Origin of the sequence: Schauerella aestuarii, from assembly GCF_009866805.1 — a bacterium.
GTDB classification, from domain to species: Bacteria; Pseudomonadota; Gammaproteobacteria; order Burkholderiales; family Burkholderiaceae_B; genus Schauerella; species Schauerella aestuarii.
On the sequence record NZ_SIZW01000043.1, the window covers coordinates 820066 to 838136 of the forward strand.

The 18071-nt window shown below is 62.8% G+C and carries 15 protein-coding genes; 10 read left to right on the forward strand and 5 right to left on the reverse strand.

The annotated features are described in order from the left end of the window. Positions 1 to 103: 103 nt before the first annotated feature. From EYW45_RS22955 to EYW45_RS22970, 4 genes are all read right to left on the reverse strand, one after another. Complete coding sequence (locus EYW45_RS22955) at positions 104 to 1621, reverse strand: glutamate-cysteine ligase family protein (RefSeq protein ID WP_161137750.1); 1518 nt, start codon at positions 1619 to 1621, stop codon at positions 104 to 106. A gap of 133 nt (positions 1622 to 1754) precedes the next feature. Continuing rightward, positions 1755 to 4091 carry a beta-glucosidase BglX gene (gene bglX / locus EYW45_RS22960; protein ID WP_161137751.1) on the reverse strand — a complete coding sequence of 779 codons (2337 nt, stop codon included), beginning with the start codon at positions 4089 to 4091 and terminating at the stop codon, positions 1755 to 1757. After that, positions 4088 to 4957, reverse strand: coding sequence for an NAD-dependent epimerase/dehydratase family protein (locus EYW45_RS22965; RefSeq protein WP_161137752.1), 870 nt, complete (start codon positions 4955 to 4957; stop codon positions 4088 to 4090). The genes bglX and EYW45_RS22965 overlap by 4 nt, the downstream gene beginning before the upstream one ends. A gap of 2 nt (positions 4958 to 4959) precedes the next feature. Then, entirely contained in the window at positions 4960 to 6606 is a 1647-nt protein-coding gene (locus EYW45_RS22970; RefSeq protein WP_161137753.1) for an electron transfer flavoprotein-ubiquinone oxidoreductase, read from the reverse strand. Between the two features lie 186 nt (positions 6607 to 6792). Between EYW45_RS22970 and EYW45_RS22975 the strand changes: the two genes are divergently transcribed. The 6 genes from EYW45_RS22975 (at position 6793) to EYW45_RS23000 (ending at position 12001) form a co-directional block, all read left to right on the forward strand. Continuing rightward, positions 6793 to 7242, forward strand: a complete 450-nt coding sequence (locus EYW45_RS22975; RefSeq protein ID WP_161137754.1) for an acyl-CoA thioesterase — start codon at positions 6793 to 6795, stop codon at positions 7240 to 7242. Positions 7243 to 7486: 244 nt separating this feature from the next. Then, a complete protein-coding gene (locus tag EYW45_RS22980) occupies positions 7487 to 8185 on the forward strand; it encodes a CoA transferase subunit A (RefSeq protein ID WP_161137755.1) in 699 nt (232 codons plus the stop codon). A gap of 12 nt (positions 8186 to 8197) precedes the next feature. Further along, entirely contained in the window at positions 8198 to 8854 is a 657-nt protein-coding gene (locus tag EYW45_RS22985) for a CoA transferase subunit B (RefSeq protein ID WP_161137756.1), read from the forward strand. Between the two features lie 183 nt (positions 8855 to 9037). Next, the gene (locus EYW45_RS22990; RefSeq protein ID WP_161137757.1) at positions 9038 to 9802 is read left to right on the forward strand and encodes an endonuclease/exonuclease/phosphatase family protein; all 765 of its coding nucleotides are present in this window, start codon (positions 9038 to 9040) and stop codon (positions 9800 to 9802) included. After that, entirely contained in the window at positions 9799 to 11034 is a 1236-nt protein-coding gene (clsB, locus tag EYW45_RS22995) for a cardiolipin synthase ClsB (RefSeq protein ID WP_161137758.1), read from the forward strand. Before EYW45_RS22990 ends, clsB begins: the two co-directional genes overlap by 4 nt. Further along, a complete protein-coding gene (locus EYW45_RS23000) occupies positions 11000 to 12001 on the forward strand; it encodes a lysylphosphatidylglycerol synthase transmembrane domain-containing protein (RefSeq protein ID WP_161137759.1) in 1002 nt (333 codons plus the stop codon). Before clsB ends, EYW45_RS23000 begins: the two co-directional genes overlap by 35 nt. Positions 12002 to 12166: 165 nt before the next feature. On the opposite strand, the gene EYW45_RS23005 is transcribed toward EYW45_RS23000, so the two are convergent. Then, a complete protein-coding gene (locus tag EYW45_RS23005) occupies positions 12167 to 13141 on the reverse strand; it encodes a DMT family transporter (RefSeq protein WP_161137760.1) in 975 nt (324 codons plus the stop codon). Positions 13142 to 13282: 141 nt separating this feature from the next. Here EYW45_RS23005 and EYW45_RS23010 point away from each other — a divergent pair, with 141 nt between their 5' ends. The 4 genes from EYW45_RS23010 to EYW45_RS23025 all read left to right on the forward strand — a co-directional run bounded on the left by EYW45_RS23010 (position 13283) and on the right by EYW45_RS23025 (position 18048). Beyond that, the gene (locus EYW45_RS23010; protein WP_161137761.1) at positions 13283 to 14134 is read left to right on the forward strand and encodes a LysR family transcriptional regulator; all 852 of its coding nucleotides are present in this window, start codon (positions 13283 to 13285) and stop codon (positions 14132 to 14134) included. A 92-nt stretch (positions 14135 to 14226) separates the two neighbouring features. Continuing rightward, entirely contained in the window at positions 14227 to 15123 is an 897-nt protein-coding gene (locus tag EYW45_RS23015) for a MurR/RpiR family transcriptional regulator (RefSeq protein WP_161137762.1), read from the forward strand. Further along, positions 15120 to 16097, forward strand: a complete 978-nt coding sequence (locus EYW45_RS23020; protein ID WP_161137763.1) for an isoaspartyl peptidase/L-asparaginase family protein — start codon at positions 15120 to 15122, stop codon at positions 16095 to 16097. Before EYW45_RS23015 ends, EYW45_RS23020 begins: the two co-directional genes overlap by 4 nt. A 40-nt stretch (positions 16098 to 16137) precedes the next feature. Further along, positions 16138 to 18048: a dipeptide ABC transporter ATP-binding protein gene (locus EYW45_RS23025; RefSeq protein WP_161137764.1), complete on the forward strand. Its 1911-nt coding sequence runs from the start codon at positions 16138 to 16140 to the stop codon at positions 18046 to 18048. Positions 18049 to 18071 lie beyond the last annotated feature (23 nt).

An 18071-nucleotide genomic window follows, 5' to 3' on the forward strand; every position in this document is an offset into this window, starting at 1 on the left:
CCCAATAGGTAACGGATCGGCGCGAAACGTTCCATCCGACGGCAGTTGCAGGTGTAGCACGAGCGCGCGAGAAAGTGGGGCCACAGTGCGTGACGAGGTCACGTCAGAGCGCCAAACAGTGGCGCTGACCACACACTAGCGCCAGACGGTCGCGCGGTCGCGCTTCATGCGCCCGCCAGAGTTGGCGCAGTCGATCGGCGCCGGTTTGCCGGGTGGTGGCCACGTATTCGGCGTATGCCAGCCACTTTGCCTCGTCCCCGTTCAGCCCGCTTCGGGCCACCGCCAGGGTGTCGCGCGCCAGCGCCTGGATACGGTCCGACGCCATGCCGTAGCGGATGGCATCGGCTCGCAGCGCGGCGAGCGTGGCCCAACCCCATTGGCGCACCAGCGCTTCGGCCTCGTCGAGATTGCGCATCAAGCCGAGTTGAATGGCCGATGGCGCGATGGTCACTGTTCGGCAGATGTCCTCTCCCGCCAGCGCGAGCAGTTGCGCGTCGGCGAAGTTGGCGCCCGGGGCGCGGCCTTCGATATACCCGTCCACGCCGTGTTGTGCGAACAAGGCTTCGAGTCCGCCCGGCGTTTCCCAGGCGCGCAGCAGGACGGGCAGGTCCGGGAAATCGGCCAGCCGGTAGCGCCAGCGGGCGTCGATGAAGTTGCCGAATTGGGCATGCACGAAATGGGCACTTTCAGGCGCCAGCACGATGGCGTCGCCGTCGTCGGTGACGCCGGGCCACGATGCGCTGCGAAGGAATGCGCTGAGCGGCGGGTTGTCGTTCAGGTACACGTGGGCGCCGGACTTGTAGCTGGCCCCGGTGGAGGCGGGCAGGGCGCGCGTCACGGTTTCCGGTCCGAACATCCAGCGGAAGTAAGCGCCCAGGTCGGCAAACGGTGCGTTCGGCAGCTGCTGCAGCCGATGATCGCAGGCGAAACGGGTGCCGCTGAACATCCGATCCCATAGCGTCAGGCGGTTTTCCTGCAGGCCGGTATCGCGGCCGTTTTCGAGCGGGCTATTGGCAAAGAGGGCGATATTGGCCGGCGCCAGGGCCAGGATGACATTCAGCGCGCGCGCGGCATTGGCGATGGGTATGGCCGTGCACGGGCTGTTCTGCGCCTTGGCGTCGATCCCCAATTGATGCCGCCAGCCGCGAAAGCCGGCCATCTCGGCATAAACGCGGCGTGGGGCCACGACGCTGCGGTACCACGCGTCGCTCAACGCACAATCGGGATGCTCGGCGGCATTCAGCAGCACCGCCCCTTCTTCGGCGAGCACCGTGTTTGCATCGGCAATCTCCGCCACCACGATGCGATGAAGCGCGTCGAGCCCGTCGGGCGCCACGATGGGATCGAACGCGGTTTCCAGCAGATTGAAGGCGTTGTCCAGACCGCTATGGCCGGCGGGGCCGGCGAGATCGACGAGGCGGCCACCGAGCTTGGTTTCGGCGACCGGTTCGCCTCGCTTGCGGCGGCGTTCGGCCAACCGCTCGAAATAACCCCTGACAGGATGACTGGCTCCGGATGCACGGTCGACGACCGCCATTTCCAATTCGAGGCCGAGCTTCGATCCTGCACGTGCGGCAGTGTTGACAGATACTGAACTCGAGTCGAACTCCGCGCCTTTCATGGTGAAACATTCTATCAGCGGTAAAACTTGGATTGTCATCCTTTAGGCGTCGCACCCGACAAAAAAACAGCCGGGCGATGCCGGCTGTTTCAAAGCGGTAAACGCTGCGGATGAGGCAGGTGCCTCAGCCGCGTTATTGCAATGTGAATTGCGCCTCTTTCACATCCTGCGAATCCAGGCCCACATGCACCTTGAAATCGCCGGGTTCGACCACGCGTTTGAGGTCGTTGCCGATGAACGACAAGTCGTCGTAGGTAATGGGAAATTGCAGCGTGCGCCGCTCGCCGGGCTGCAGCATCACCTTCTGGAAACCTTTGAGTTCCTTGACCGGGCGACTGATCGAGCCGGCCAAATCTTGCAGATACAGCTGCACGACGGTTTCGCCGGCGCGTTTGCCGGTATTGCGTACGGTGATGCTCGCCGTCAACGGATCGCGCGCCTTGATCGCTTTGCTCGAGAGGCTCACATCGGACAGGCTGAACTGGGTGTAGCTCAAACCGTAACCGAAGGGGTAGAGCGGGCCGTTCTCGATATCGAAGTAGCGCGAGGTGTATTTATTGGGGGCGGCGGGATTGAACGGACGCCCGGTATTCAGATGCTGGTAGTACAGCGGCACCTGGCCCACGTTCTTGGGAAACGTCATCGTCAGCTTCCCGCTTGGGTTGTAGTCGCCGAACAGCACATCGGCGATGGCGTTGCCGCCTTCCGTACCGGCAAACCAGGTTTCGAGCATGGCATCGGCGTTGGCATCTTCCCAAGTCAGGCTCAGCGGGCGACCGTTCATCAACACGATCACCAGCGGCTTGCCGGTGGCTTTGAGCGCTTCCAGCAAACGCTTCTGGCTGGGCGGGACGTCGATATCGGTGCGGCTCGAGGCCTCGTGCGCCATGCCTTGCGCCTCGCCCACCACGGCCACCACCACGTCGGCCGCCTGCGCCGCTTGCACGGCTTCGTCGATCATCGCTTGCGCGGGACGGGGATCGACCACGACATCGGGCAGATACTCGTTCAGGTAGCGCTGAATGGCGGGGTCGTCGGTCACGTTTGCACCGTGTGCAGTGATCAACCGCACGCGATCGCCCACGGCGCGCTGCATGCCCGTCAGCACCGACACCGATTGCTTGGCCACGCCGGCCGCCGACCAACTGCCCATCACATCGCGTTGGCTATCGTGCAACGGGCCGACCACGGCGATCGTGCCTTGCTTTTGCAGCGGCAGTGTTTGCTTGTCGTTCTTGAGCAGCACCAGGCTGCGGCGGGCGATATCGCGCGCCGCTTCGCGATGCAGACGCGACTCGGCATTGACGTCCGGCGGATCTTCCGATGCCGGGCCGAGTCGTCGGTACGGATCGGCAAACAGGCCGAGATCGTATTTGGCGGCGAGCACGTCGCGCACTGCGCGGTCGATGTCTTCCTGCGCGATGTCGCCGTCGCGCAGCAATGGCGCCAGATGTTCGGCGTAGAGACGGTCGTTCATGCTCAGATCGATGCCGGCCTGGATGGCCAGTTTGGCAGCCTCGCGGCCGTCGCGCGCCACGCCATGGCGCATCAATTCGTGGATGGCGCCATGGTCGCTGATCGTCAGGCCCTTGAAGCCCCACTGCTTGCGCAGCACGTCCTGAAGCAACCATTTATTGGACGTGGCGGGGATCCCGTTGATCGAATTGAGGGAAATCATCATGCCCCCCGCGCCGGCATCCACGGCGGCCTTGTACGGCGGCAGATAATCCTGCGCCATGCGTTGCGGACTCATGTCGACGGTGTTGTAATCGCGTCCGCCTTCGCCCGCGCCGTACAGCGCAAAGTGCTTGACCCCGGCCATGATGCTGTCGGGTGCGGTGAGGTCGGTGCCTTGATAGGCACGCACCACCACCTGGCCGATACGGGAGGTGAGCCACGTATCTTCGCCATAGCCTTCCGATACCCGGCCCCAGCGCGGATCGCGGGTGATATCGACCATCGGCGAAAAGCTCATGTCCAGGCCATCGGCTGCCGCTTCCTGCGCGGCGATGCGCGCGCTGGTCGCGACGGCTTCCATATCCCAACTGGCGGCCAATCCCAGCCCGATCGGGAAGACGGTGCGATGACCGTGCAACACGTCATAGGCAAAAAAGAGCGGGATCTTCAGGCGGCTGTTGTCGACGGCAGCTTGTTGCATCGGCCGGATGTCGCGTGCGACGACGGTATTGAAGATGGCGCCGATACGTCCTGCGGCGATGTCCTTGATCACATCGGGACGCAGATTGTCCGGGCCCACGCTGATCAGCCGTAATTGGCCGATTTTTTCGTCCAGTGTCATCTGCCGCAGCAGATTTTCCACAAAGGCGTCGCGCGCCTGCGGGTCGGCCGCGGGCGCCTGCCGGTTCATCCAGGCGTCATAGTTGAGCGGGGCGGCAGCCGCAACCGACAAGGTCGGGCTGACGAACGCGGCTGCGCTGATCAGCAAACCGGCAAAGCGTACAAGTTTCATGTGGGAGCGATAAGAACACGGTAGCCCTCGCGGGCATCGGGCCAGCGCGGAACGAATCCACTCTGGCGAAGACGCGCATTGCGCATGCGTTTGCTGCCCACCCCTTTGGGTGGGTCGCCGGGAAGGGGCGCGGGAGCCCCCAAGGCGTGCGCGAGATCGCGGTAAAGAATATCGAGGGGCAGCGGCGTATCGTCCGCGCCCAAATAAAGCGATTCGGGAGTGGCGAGCGTGAGCAGATGCGCGCAAGCCGCAGCGGCATCTTCGATATGCATGCGGTTGGCCCACTGCGGCGGCGATGCCGGCGGCACGTGCGCTTCGCCGCGGCGTAGACGATCGAGCAGTTGGGTACGCCCGGGGCCATAGAGCCCCGCCAGACGCAGCACCACTGTCGCCGGAAACTCAGCCCACAAACTGGCCTCGGCCTCGCACAGAATGCGGCCGTTGAAGCCCAGCGGGCCGGTGGGCGTCGTTTCGTCGATCCAGGCCCCCGCGTGCTCGCCGTACACGGCCGACGACGACACGAACACGATGCGTTCGAGCGTCTTGCGGTCCAACGCATTGAGCATGTTGCGCGGGCCGTCGAGAAAAGCGCGCGCATAGGCTTCAGGCGTACGCCCGCCGGGTGTCTGGCAAAACACGAGGTGCGTGATCCCTGGCGGCAGGGAAGAGAGGGTGGCGGGATCGCCGATGTCGGCCGCAATCCAGATCGGATCGCCCGGTTGTGCCGGCTGCGTCATCGGCGGATGACGGCGCAGCCCCCACACCTGGGCCGGCACCGCGCCATGCGGCGCGTGGGGCGCGGCCAGAAGGCGCGCGGCGCGGGTGCCGAGATCGCCGCAACCGACGATCAGGATGCGCGGTGTCACGCTCACATTCCGCTGTACACGGGGCCTTCACCGCCTTGCGGCGCCACCCACACGATATTTTGCGTGGGATCCTTGATGTCGCAGGTTTTGCAATGCACGCAGTTTTGCGCATTGATCTGCAGTCGGTCGGCGCCGCTGTCGTCCTTGACGAACTCGTACACGCCTGCCGGGCAGTATCGCGCTTCCGGCCCGCCGTACTTCGCCAGGTTCACGTTGACCGGCACGCTCGGATCCTTGAGCGTGAGGTGAACGGGTTCGTTTTCGTCGTGGTTGGTATTGGAGATGAACACCGAACTCAGCTTGTCGAACGTGAGCTTGCCATCGGGTTTCGGATAGTCGATGCGGGCGCATTCGGCCGCCGGTTGCAGACAGGCATGGTCGGGCTTGGTGCGATGGATGGTCCAGGGCATCTTGCCCTTGAGCAGCCATTGTTCGACGCCGGTCATCACGGTGGCGACCGTGCGGCCCTTCTTGAACCATTGCTTGAAATTGCGCGCCTTGTTCAGCTCTTCGTACAAGGCCGAGCGCTCGAAAGCGGCCGGATAGGCGGTGAGTTCGTCTTGCTTGCGGTCGGCCACAACGGCGTCGAAGGCGGCTTCGGCGGCCATTTTGCCGGTGAGGATCGCGGCGTGGCTGCCCTTGATGCGCGAGGCATTGAGGAAGCCCGCTTCGCAGCCCACCAGCGCGCCGCCGGGAAACACCACCTTCGGCAGCGACAGCAGTCCACCCGCTGTGAGCGCGCGCGCGCCATACGAGATGCGTTTGCCGCCCTCGAAGGTTTTGCGAATCGCGGGATGGGTTTTGTAGCGCTGGAATTCCTCGAACGGCGAAATCCAGGGATTGGCGTAATCGAGCCCGACCACCAGGCCCACCGCCACCAGATTGTTATCGAGGTGATAAAGGAACGAGCCACCGTAGGTATCCGAGTCCAGCGGCCAGCCGGCGGTGTGCACCACCAGGCCAGGCTTGGATTGGGCCGGATCGACCTCCCACAGTTCTTTGATGCCGATGCCGTAGCTTTGCGGATCGCGGCCCGCGTCGAGCTTGAAGCGGTCGATAAGTTGGCGGCCCAACTGGCCGCGCGAACCTTCCGCGAATACGGTGTAACGGGCGTGCAACTCCATGCCGGGCTGGTAGTGCGCCGTGTGGCTGCCGTCGCGGGCCACGCCCATGTCGCCGGTGGCCACGCCGCGCACGGCGCCGGCCTCGTCATACAGGATTTCGGCAGCGGCAAAGCCCGGGAAAATCTCAACGCCCAGGGCCTCGGCCTGCTCGCCCAGCCATTTGGTGACGTCGCCCAGGCGCACGATGTAGTTGCCGTGATTCTGGAAACAGGCGGGCAACAACCAATTCGGGGTGGCGCGGCTGCCGGTGGCGCTCAGGAAAAGGAACTTGTCTTCGGTAACGGCCACGTTGAGCGGCGCGCCCTTGGCTTTCCAGTCGGGGATCAGTTCGGTCAACGCGCCCGGATCCATCACGGCACCGGACAACACGTGCGCACCGATCTCACTGCCTTTTTCAAGCACACAGACGCTGACGTCGTGATTGCGCTCGGCCGCCAATTGCTTCAGACGAATTGCCGTGGCGAGGCCGCCTGGGCCGCCGCCTACTACGACAACGTCGTATTCCATCGATTCCCGTTCAGACATAATGTCCCGACTCCCTGCTGAGTTTTATAAGTCTTGAGGCCTTCTGCCGCGGCGCACATCTCATTGCCTGCGAGATATTCGCCGCTACGCTGCGGCCGGTAATCGCCTGATTGTATTGCACTGCGGGCAACGCTTGCATCGCGCAGTAACATGGCCGTTTGCCGATTACATAGAGAGAACCGCAACATGGGCGACGCCCCCGCACGAGCCGCTCCCGCACTGCAGCCGGGACAGACTTTCCGCTGCACGATTCCGCTGCGTTGGGGCGATATGGATGCCCTCAATCATCTCAACAACACCATTTACTTCCGTCTGATGGAAGAGGCACGGATCCAGCTCTTTCATGCGAGCAGCATGAATGTGCAGCCCAAGCATCAGTACGCGATCCTGGCGCACGCCTCATGCGATTTCCGCAAGCCGCTGGTCTATCCGGCGACAACGGTGGTCACGCACCACGTCACGCGCGTCGGCCGCTCGAGCCTGACCTTTCAGCTGGTCATCGAGAACGAGGCCGAACCCGGTTTGGAGTACGCCAGCGGCAGCAACGTACTTGTATGGGTGGATGCCGAGACGGGCCGTTCGTTGCCGTGGCCGGAGCATGTGCTGGCCGCGCTGGCCAGAACGTTCGGCGCATAACGCTTGACTGGCGCGCCCGGACGCCAAGCAGGGGCTGGCGCCAGTCCGTCGGCACGACGCCCCCACGTTGGCCTGGCCGGAGGGACTTCGTCTTAAAAAAGTCCGTGGTGTCACTTTCAAGCGCGAACATTAGTTAGTATCTAGGGCAATAACCGGGAAAGTATCCGGCCGGGCGGCCGCCGCGCTGGGCTGGAATAACAATACGTCTGCTGACGGCGATCAAACCAATAAGGAAGAAGGAGTCATGGATAAAGTGTATGCAAGCGCCCCTGAGGCGCTGGCGGGAGTGGTCCAGGATGGTCAGATGATCGCCGTGGGCGGCTTTGGCCTGTGCGGTATCCCGGAAGCCTTGATCGCCGCGTTGCGCGACTCGGGCGTGAAGGGATTGACGTGCATCAGCAATAACGCCGGTGTCGACGATTTCGGCCTGGGCCAATTGCTCACCACGCGTCAGATCCGCAAGATGATTGCCTCTTACGTGGGGGAGAACAAAGAATTCGCGCGCCAATACCTGGCGGGCGAACTCGAGCTCGAATTCACGCCGCAAGGCACGCTCGCTGAAAAGCTGCGCGCCGGTGGCGCGGGGATACCGGCATTCTTTACGGCCACCGGCGTGGGCACCATCGTGGCCGACGGCAAGGAAATCCGCGAGTTCAACGGCAAGCAGTACGTGATGGAGCAATCGCTGGTGCCGGACGTGTCGCTGGTGAAGGCCCACGTGGCCGACCGCAGCGGCAATCTGATGTTCCGCCGCACGGCGCGGAACTTCAATCCCAACGTGGCCATGGCCGGCAAGATCACCATCGTAGAGGTCGAAGAGATCGTCAATACCGGCGACCTCGATCCGGATGAGATTCATCTGCCCGGCATTTATGCCCACCGCATCGTGCTCAATGCTTCGCCCGAAAAGCGCATTGAACAACGCACCGTCCGCCCGGCTTGAGGAGAAAAAATAATGGCATGGACACGTGAAGAAATGGCCGCACGGGCGGCAAAAGAACTGCAAGACGGTTTTTATGTGAACCTGGGTATCGGCATGCCGACCCTGGTCGCCAACTATGTGCCGGAAGGCATCGAAGTCTGGCTGCAGTCGGAAAATGGACTATTGGGCATTGGGCCGTTCCCTACCGAGGATCAGGTCGACGCCGATCTGATCAATGCCGGTAAGCAAACGGTCACCACGCAACGCGGCTCGTCGATTTTCTCATCCGCAGACTCGTTCGCGATGATTCGCGGCGGCAAGATCAACCTGGCGATCCTGGGCGCCATGCAGGTCTCCGAGCGCGGCGATCTGGCCAACTGGATGATTCCGGGCAAGATGATCAAGGGCATGGGCGGCGCCATGGATCTGGTGGCTGGCGTCAACAAGGTCGTGGTGCTGATGGATCATGTGGCGCGCGGGAAGGACGGCAGCGAAGATCTCAAGCTGCTGCCCGAGTGCACCTTGCCGCTCACCGGCGTCGGTGTGGTCGACCTGATCATTACCGATCTGGGTGTACTGGAAGTGACGGATGCCGGTTTGAAATTGATCGAAACGGCACCTGGCGTGACCGCCGAGGAGATTCAGTCCAAGACTGGCGCCAAGGTGGACGTGTCGGCAGTAGCGGCATAAATGCTGCGAAGGATCGGTCGGCGGCCGGCGCGGCTCGCCGGCTGACCTTCGGGCGTGTGGCACAACGCTATCGTCACATCACTGCCGCCCATGTTGGCCAACCCCCGGTTTTATCGGGGTTTTTTGTTTTTGGGCACGGGTTTTGCTGTAACCGCGCGTTTATGACAAAGCAACCGGGGCATCATGACCGATGGCGCAGCAGATCTGAGCTTACGAGTTTTAACGGTCAACACGCACAAGGGTTTCACCTTCTTCAATCGGCGGTTCATTCTGCACGACCTGCGTGAGGCCGTTCGCGACGTGGGGCCGGATATCGTGTTCATGCAGGAAGTCCTCGGTGAGCATCACCGCCACGCGGCCAAAGTGGCCGACTGGCCGACGACCACGCATTACGAATTCATGGCCGACACGATCTGGACCGATTTCGCGTATGGACGCAATGCCGTCTATCCGCATGGTCATCACGGCAACGCGTTGCTGTCCAAGTTCCCGATCGTGCGCTACGACAATCTCGACGTATCGGTGGGTGAGCAGGAAAAGCGCGGGCTGCTGCATTGCGTGCTGCAGCCGCCAGGGAATCGGCCGCAGATCCATGCGATCTGCGCGCACCTTGGCTTGCGCGAATCGCATCGCCAACAGCAACTCGAACTGCTGTCCGGGCTGATCGAAGAGCAAATTCCCCCCGACGCCCCGCTGGTGATTGCGGGCGACTTCAACGATTGGCGCTTGCACGCGCATCGCCGACTGATGCGTGTGCCCGGCGTTCGCGAAGTATTCGTCGACGCGCACGGCAAAGCCGCCAAAACGTTTCCCGCACGGTTTCCGATCCTTCGCCTGGATCGTATTTATGTTCGCAATGCCCGCGAGTTTCGTCCGCTGGCATTGCCACCGCGTCCCTGGACGCATTTGTCGGATCACGCGCCGTTGGCCGCAGAGGTAGTGGTATGAGTGCGCATTGGACGAAAGGCAATGCTTTCAAATTACTTGAAAACGGCGAGGAGTTTTACCCTCGTGTGTTCGAAGCGATTCGTGAAGCGAAAAAAGAGGTCATGCTCGAGACCTTCATTTTGTTTGACGACAAGGTGGGGCAGGAACTGCGGGCGTCGATCATCTCGGCTGCCGAACGCGGCGTCCGCGTCGATATGCTCGTCGACGGTTGGGGATCTGCCGATCTGACGCCGGCGTTCATCGACGGCATGACTGCCGTGGGCGTGAGCTTTCATGTGTTCGATCCCACGTCGAAGTTGTTCGGTGTGCGTACCAATCCGGTTCGCCGCATGCATCGCAAGATCGTGGTGATCGATGGTGAGATCGCCTTCGTGGGAGGCATCAATTACGGCCTCGACCATCTGGCCGAATTCGGGCCTGAGGCCAAGCAGGATTACGCGGTCGAGATACGCGGTCCCGTCGTGGACGACATCCATCAATTCGTGCGCATGGCGCTCGCGCCCGTCAAACCGAAGCGTTGGTGGCAGCGCCGCAGCAAGCGCCTGAAATCGTTGCCGGCGGGCGAGAATGGCACAGCGTCGGCCGCACTGGTCACGCGCGACAACGTCGACCATCCAACGGATATCGAACAGCATTACCGCATCGCCATTCGCGCCGCCAAATCCGAGATTCTGCTGGCCAACGCCTATTTCTTTCCCGGCTATCGCCTGCTGCGCGATTTGCGCCGCGCCGCCAAGCGTGGCGTGCGCGTGCGGCTGATTCTGCAAGGCGAACCGGATATGCCGATCGCCAAGCTTGCCGCGTCGATGCTGTATGACTATCTGTTGTCGGCCGGTGTGCAGATTTTCGAATATTGCCAGCGGCCGTTGCACGGCAAGGTGGCGATCGCAGACGACGAATGGTCCACAGTGGGGTCGAGCAACCTGGATCCGTTGAGCCTGTCGCTCAACCTGGAAGCCAACGTCATGATCCGCGACGCGGCGTTCAATCGCGTGCTGCGGGACAATCTGCAGCAGTTGATCGATAACCACTGCAAGCAGATCAAACCCAACGAGCGCCCTCGGCGCAAGATTTATCGCACCTTCATCGGTGTGGTTGTTTTCCACTTTTTGCGCCGCTTCCCGGCTTGGGTAAGCATGTTGCCGACGCATAAGTTCACCTTGACCACGGCAGAGCCCCCCGTACAGGAATTGAGTCATGAGCAGCAGCGCGAACGCGAAATCGTCGGATAAACAGGGCGTGTGGGCGTGGACCGTTCGCAACTGGCCGCTGATCAAAAAGATCCTCATGTGGATCTTCGTCGGCTGCGTGGTGGTGTTTTTGATCATGCTCGCCCGCGAGGTGAAATGGGACGAGGTCGTGAAAGCCATTCACGATACGAAGTGGAGTGTGCTCGGTCTGGCGTCTGCGTGTGCGCTGCTGAGTTACATGCTGTACTCGACCTACGATCTGGTGGGCAAGTGGTACACGCGCCATGAGTTATCCAACTGGAAAGTGCTGTCGGTGTGTGCGATCAGTTATGCGTTCAATCTGAGCCTGGGATCGTTCATCGGCGGGGTGGGGTTTCGGTATCGCCTGTATTCGAAACTCGGTTTGAAAAACGGCGTGATCACGCGCATCCTCGGTTTGAGTCTGGCCACCAACTGGATCGGCTACTGCTTGCTCGCAGGGGCGATCTTCGCGTCTGGGCTATTGCAGGCGCCCAAGGGCTGGGAGATCGGTACCGGAGCATTGCGTTTGATCGGCGGCGCCATGGTGCTGGCGGGCGTGGCTTATATCGCCATGTGCGGACTGTCCAAACGCAAGAAATGGACGATCAAGGGCCATGACATCGAACTGCCGTCGTTCCGGATTGCCGTGGTTCAAAACGCGTTGGCGATTGCAAGCTGGGCCAGCATCGGCTGCATCATCTGGATTTTGCTCGAAGAGCGGGCCGATTATTGGCTGGTGCTGGGCGTGTTTCTGTTGAGCGGCATGGCGGGTGCCTTGGCGCATGTGCCGGGTGGCATCGGGGTGATCGAGGCCGTCTTCGTGGCGTTTCTGTCGCCGAAGATTCCCAGTTCGCAATTGATTGGGGCCTTGGTCGTCTACCGGGCGATTTATTACCTGGCCCCGCTGCTGATCGCGACCTTGGGGTATGTTGCGCTGGAAGCGTCGCATCGGCGGGCGAACGCCTCGGTGAAAGCGGCCGAGGCATGACGCACGTGCACGGCCGAGGCATGACGTAAGCTCACCGCCAACGCATCACGCACGCTCACAGCCGATCGGGATCCCATCCCGATCGGCTTTCCCTTATGGGGAGCCCGGTGCCTTCGCGCATGATGGGGTGACAAGCGAGACGCCAGTGCGGCGCGGCGGCTCGATCTATTCGTCAGACGAGGCGCGGATCACCAGCCAGACGCCGACCGCGGAGATGGCCACGCCGATGGCGATGCGCCAGGAGAGCGGCTCACCAAACATGGCCCAGGCCCAGAGCACCGTGGCACCCGGGCTTAGATAGAGCACACTGGCCACGCGCGTGGGCGACGAGCGGCGCAGGCATATCCAATAGAGGCCATAACCGCCGAGCGTTGCCAGCACGGCCATCCACAAGGTGGCCGCCGCAAAGCCGGGCGTGAACACCGGCATGAATTCACCATCGTAGGCCGCGACGGCGCCGAAGGCCACGCCGGAAATCACGCATTGCACCCACAACGTGGGCAACACGCCCAGCGCTTGCGCATGTTGCGTGCGCTTTTGCCATAGCGTTGCAATCGCCAGGGCGAGCATGCTGACGAAGGGCAGGGCATATGCCCAGAGCGGCGCGTCGCCTGCGGCAAGCACATCGTGGCCGACGATCAGCACGCCCACCAGGCCGATGGCCAGTCCCGCCCAGACGCGAGCGCTCAGCCGAGCCCGGTAGACGACCGTGGCCAACAAGGCCGTGCCGATCGGCATGAGATCGGCGATCAGCGCCGCGAAGCCGGCAGATACACCGAGCTCGATGGCACGCGCCACACAAGCCAGATAGAGCGCCATCGACAGAAACCCGATGGCCGCGTGATGCAGCAGCACCGACGCTGGGGCTGCCCGAAGGCTGCGCATGACCCAGGGCAACAGGACGATCGCCACCAGCAGGCACCGCCAAAGCAAAACGGTGAACACAGGGGCGTGATCCGTCGCGAACCGCATGCCGATGAAGCCTGAGCTCCACGCGAGAATCAGGCCGCCTTCCAGCACGAGCAACGGCAAGGCGTCGATCAGTCGCTGCACGCGCGACGCGGGCCGATGGGGCGGTACGGGCGGCGCTTGTCGTTCGGACTTGCCAGGCGGCAGGGCGCGCGATGCAGTCGTGGTCATGTCATCTCCAGTGAAGCCTTGACGGTAGGCTCACGGAAAGATTTAATAAATCAAAACCTATTGGATAGGTAGTTCAATAAAACAAGATCATTGGCTAGCGCCTGCGGCGGCGGTGCGCATGATCCATACAGGGCCCGTCCTATGAACCGAACCCTCGACATCGAGTTGTTGCGCACCTTTCAGGCAGTGGCGCGCCTGGGCCAATTCCGCGCCGCGGCAGAACAGGTGCATAAGAGTCCGGCCGCCGTGAGCGTGCATGTGCAGCGACTGGAGGCGATCGCAGGCGGTCGGCTGCTCGATCGCGATAATCAATCCGTCACGCTGACGCCGTTGGGAGAGCGGTTTACCCAGCACGCGGCGCAGGTGCTGCAGGCGCATGATCGGGCGCTTGGCGCGCTCTTTGGCGCGGAGGTGGCGGGGCGCGTGCGTTTTGGCGTCCCCGACGAATATGCCGCCCATGTCATCCGCGACATCCTGCCCGGATTCGCCGCAGCGTGGCCTAACGTGGTGCTGGACGTCACCACGGCGCCCAGCGGCACTTTGCAGGACCAGATCGCCAAAAAGCGCTTGCATATGGCGGTCACCGCACGACGCGTGGCAGACGATCACGCGATGCCGGTGCTGGCCATGGTGCAGCCCGTATGGGTAGGCGGGGCCACGATGCCGGTGCCACTGCCCGATCCGTTGCCGCTGGCGCTGCACGCCGCGGGCTGTCCGTACGGTACGGCAATGACTGACAGCCTGGATCGGGCCGGTCATGCCTGGCGCGTGGTGTTGGCAAGCCCTTCCAGTCAGGCGATCGAGACCTGTGTGGAAGTGGGGCTGGCTGTCAGTGTGGTGGATCGTTCCCGCGTGACCACCCGCATGCGCGTGTTGACCGGACTACCCGCCATCGCACCCCACGAGGTGGTGTTGCTCAGCGCGCCGAGTGCGGCGCAGATGCCTGCCGCCACGATGCTGGCCGGGGCCTTGGAACGCCATTTTCGGATCTGACAGGTTTCTAGGGGTTTATCCTAGGGATGAAAATTTCTTTTCTTGCTTAAAATCGTCATGTAAATTCACTTTCAGACGCTTGCCGTCGCGCCATGTCCGCCGTTACCACCTCACCCAACAGCATTTCCGACCGTATTGCGCGTGCGCAAGCGGGGATGAGCAGTACGCAGCATCGGATGGCAGAGTATGTGTTGGCGCACCCGTTTCGGGTGGCGACCATGACGATCGACGAGTTCGCCACTGCGGTCGGCGTGTCGATCGCGACGGCAAATCGCTTCGCGCGTGCGCTGGATCTGCCGGGCTATCCTCAGTTTCGCTCCGAGCTGGCCCGCGGCTTTGAAGCCGCCTTGGCACCGGTCGAAAAGTTGCGCACCGAGTTGGCGCTGTCCACGTCGGCCTCGGCCGTTCAAGTTTTTGCCGCCACACTCGAAGAAGATATCCGCAACGCCCAACGTACGCTTCAGTCGTTGGATGCCGATGCCTGTGAGCGCGCCGTTGCGGCCGTGCTCGATGCCGAGCGGGTGTTTGTCGTCGGTTTCGGCGCCAGCGGCTTTTTGTCCGGCCTCTTGCAGCGCGGGTTGTGCATGCACTGCCGAACGGTCGAGCTGCTCTCCGGCCCCGGCGGCGTGTCGCATGCCGCCCGGCAGATGTCGCGCATGTCGCCGCGCGATCTGCTGATCGCGATCGCGTTTCCCCGCTATCTGGCCGACACGGTCACCCTGGCGCGGGCCGCGCAAAAGAACGGCGTGCCCGTGCTGGTGTTGACCGATTCACCGACGTCACCGCTGGCGCCTACCGCCACGGTCGCGTTGTATGCCCAGACGAGCCGACAACTCTCGTCCAGTTCCGAAACCGCTGCGCTGGGCCTCATCGAAGGCTTGAGCGCAGCCGTTGCCTATCGCGCCAAGGACTCCGTGGCCGCCGCGATGGGCGTGACCCAATCCGTCATGCCGTGGCTGTTCCACGGCGCAGACTCAGGAAAACGTTGATGCAACCCGTAATTGCCATTCATGGCGGCGCCGGCGCGATGTCGCGCGCGGCGATGTCGCCCGAAAAAGAAGCCGAATATCTGTCCGCGCTGGACGATATTCTCGTCGCGGCCCAGGCCGTGCTGGCCCAGGGCGGCAGTGCCCTGGATGCCGTGACCGAGGCCGTCACGCGTCTGGAAGATTGCCCGCTGTTCAATGCGGGTCACGGCGCCGTCTTCACCAGCGCCGGCACCCATGAGCTCGACGCCTCCATCATGGACGGTGCCACATTGCGCTCCGGTGCGATCGCCAATGTGAATTGCGTGCGCAATCCGATTCTGGCGGCGCGCCGCGTCATGACCGACAGCAAGCACGTGTTTTTCGTGGGTGAGGGTGCCGAAGCGTTTGCCCGCGCACAGGGCCTGGATATCGTCGATCCGAGCTATTTCTCGACCGATGCCCGCCGCGAGCAATTGCAGCGCGTGCAGGCCGAGCACCCCGATGCCGCCGTGCTCGACCACGATGGCCAGGCCATGGTGGCCGGTGTGCAGCGCGCGCCCGAGCCGATCGATCCCGATCGCAAGTTCGGCACGGTAGGCGCCGTGGCGGTGGATGCGCAGGGCAACCTGGCTGCGGCGACTTCCACTGGCGGGGTGACCAACAAGCAAGTGGGCCGCGTGGGCGATGCGCCGATGATCGGCGCGGGCTGCTATGCGAACAACCGCACGTGCGCCGTGTCGACCACGGGCACCGGCGAGATGTTCATTCGCATGGTGGCGGCCTATGACGTGTCGGCTCAGATGGAGTATGCGGGCGCGACCTTGGCCGCAGCTGCCGATAGCGTGGTGCACCACAAGTTGCCCACGATCGACGGCAAGGGCGGGCTGATCGCCGTCGATGCCGCGGGCAATGTGGTGTTGCCCTTCAATACCGAAGGGATGTATCGCGGTTATGCGCGGGTCGGCGAAAAGCCGGTTACCGCCATCTATCGTTAAGCGTTTACTTAGAAGCAGTCGTTAAAGGTTTTCTCACAGCATGGCCCAACATATTCAAACCCCGTCGCTCCCAGCGAACCGCGTCGTCCAGGTGGACGACTTGGGTGTCCGCTTCGTGGGCTCCGAGCGCACGGTCGAAGCGGTACGACATCTGTCGTTCCACGTCGATCGCGGCGAGACGCTCGCCATCGTCGGCGAATCGGGTTCGGGTAAGTCGGTCACCTCCCTGGCGCTGATGCGCCTGGTGGAAAACGGCGGCGGCCGGTTGACGGGCAAGATCGCCCTGCGTCGCCGCAACGATGAGATCATCGACTTGACGGCGGCCAACCAGCGCGCGATGCGTCGCGTGCGCGGCGCCGATATGGCGATGATTTTCCAGGAGCCGATGACCTCGCTCAATCCGGTATTTACCGCCGGTGAGCAGATCGCCGAGTCGATTCGCCTGCATCAACGCAAGGATGCTGCAGCGGCCCGTGCCGAAGCGTTGCGCATGCTCGAGCAGGTGCGGATTCCGGAAGCGCGCGCCATCATGGATCGCTTTCCGCATCAATTGTCGGGCGGCATGCGTCAACGGGTGATGATCGCGATGGCCTTGGCGTGCAAGCCCGCGTTGCTGATCGCCGATGAGCCGACCACCGCGTTGGACGTGACCATCCAGGCGCAGATTCTGCAGTTGATCCGTCAACTGCAGGATGAGATGAATATGGGCGTGATCTTCATCACGCACGATATGGGTGTGGTAGCCGAAGTGGCCGACCGCGTGCTCGTGATGTATCGCGGCGACAAGGTCGAGGAAGGCCCGTCGGAAACGATTTTCGCGCGTCCCGAGCACCCCTACACGCAAGCATTGCTGTCGGCCGTGCCCAAGCTGGGCGCGATGCAGGGCACCGACAAGCCGGCGCGTTTTCCGCTGGTGCAGTTGTTCGGCGACAAGGCCGTGGCCGTGGTCGATGCGGCCAAGGAAGAGGCCATCGCCGAAGCCGCACCCACGCCGCTCGAACAGCCCGCCGAGGCGCGCGAGCCGGTGCTGAGCGTGCGCGAACTGATTACGCGTTTCGACGTGCGGGGCGGCATTCTGAATCGGGTGCGCCGTCGCGTGCACGCGGTCGAGAAAGTCAGCTTCGATCTGTATCCCGGCGAGACCTTGGCGCTGGTGGGCGAATCGGGTTGCGGCAAGTCGACCACGGGCCGCTCGCTGCTGCGCCTAGTCGATTCGCAGGGTGGCGAAATTCGCTTCGGCGGCCGCGATATCGTGCAGCTCAAGCACGGTGAACTGCAGGCCTTGCGCCGCGATATTCAGTTCGTGTTTCAGGATCCGTTCGCGTCGCTGGATCCGCGCGTCACCGTGGGCTTCTCCATCATGGAGCCGCTTCTGGTGCACGGCGTGGCCAAGGGCGAGGTGGCCCGCAAGCGCGTGGCCGAGCTGCTCGAGCGGGTCGGCATGCCGCCGGAGATGGCACAGCGTTATCCGCACGAATTTTCGGGCGGTCAGCGGCAACGGATTTGTATCGCACGTGCGTTGGCGTTGAACCCTAAAGTCGTGATCGCAGACGAGTCCGTGTCTGCACTGGACGTGTCGATCCAGGCACAGATCGTGAACCTGATGATCGATCTGCAACGCGATCTGGGCGTGGCATTCCTCTTCATCTCGCACGACATGGCGGTGGTCGAACGTATCAGCCATCGCGTGGCGGTGATGTATCTGGGCCAGATCGTGGAGATCGGCCCGCGTCGTGCGATTTTCGAGAATCCGCAACACGCCTACACCAAGAAACTCATGTCGGCCGTGCCGATCGCCGATCCGGCGCGCCGTCACCTGAAGCGCACATTGCTCGTGGATGAAATCCCCAGCCCGATCCGCAATCTGGGCGACGACCCCGTAGTCGCCCCGCTGGTGCAAGTGGGTCCGGACCATTTTGTGGCGCGTCACCCGGTGGGCGGCGCGTACTGATCGATCGTTGTTTGTTTTGCTTG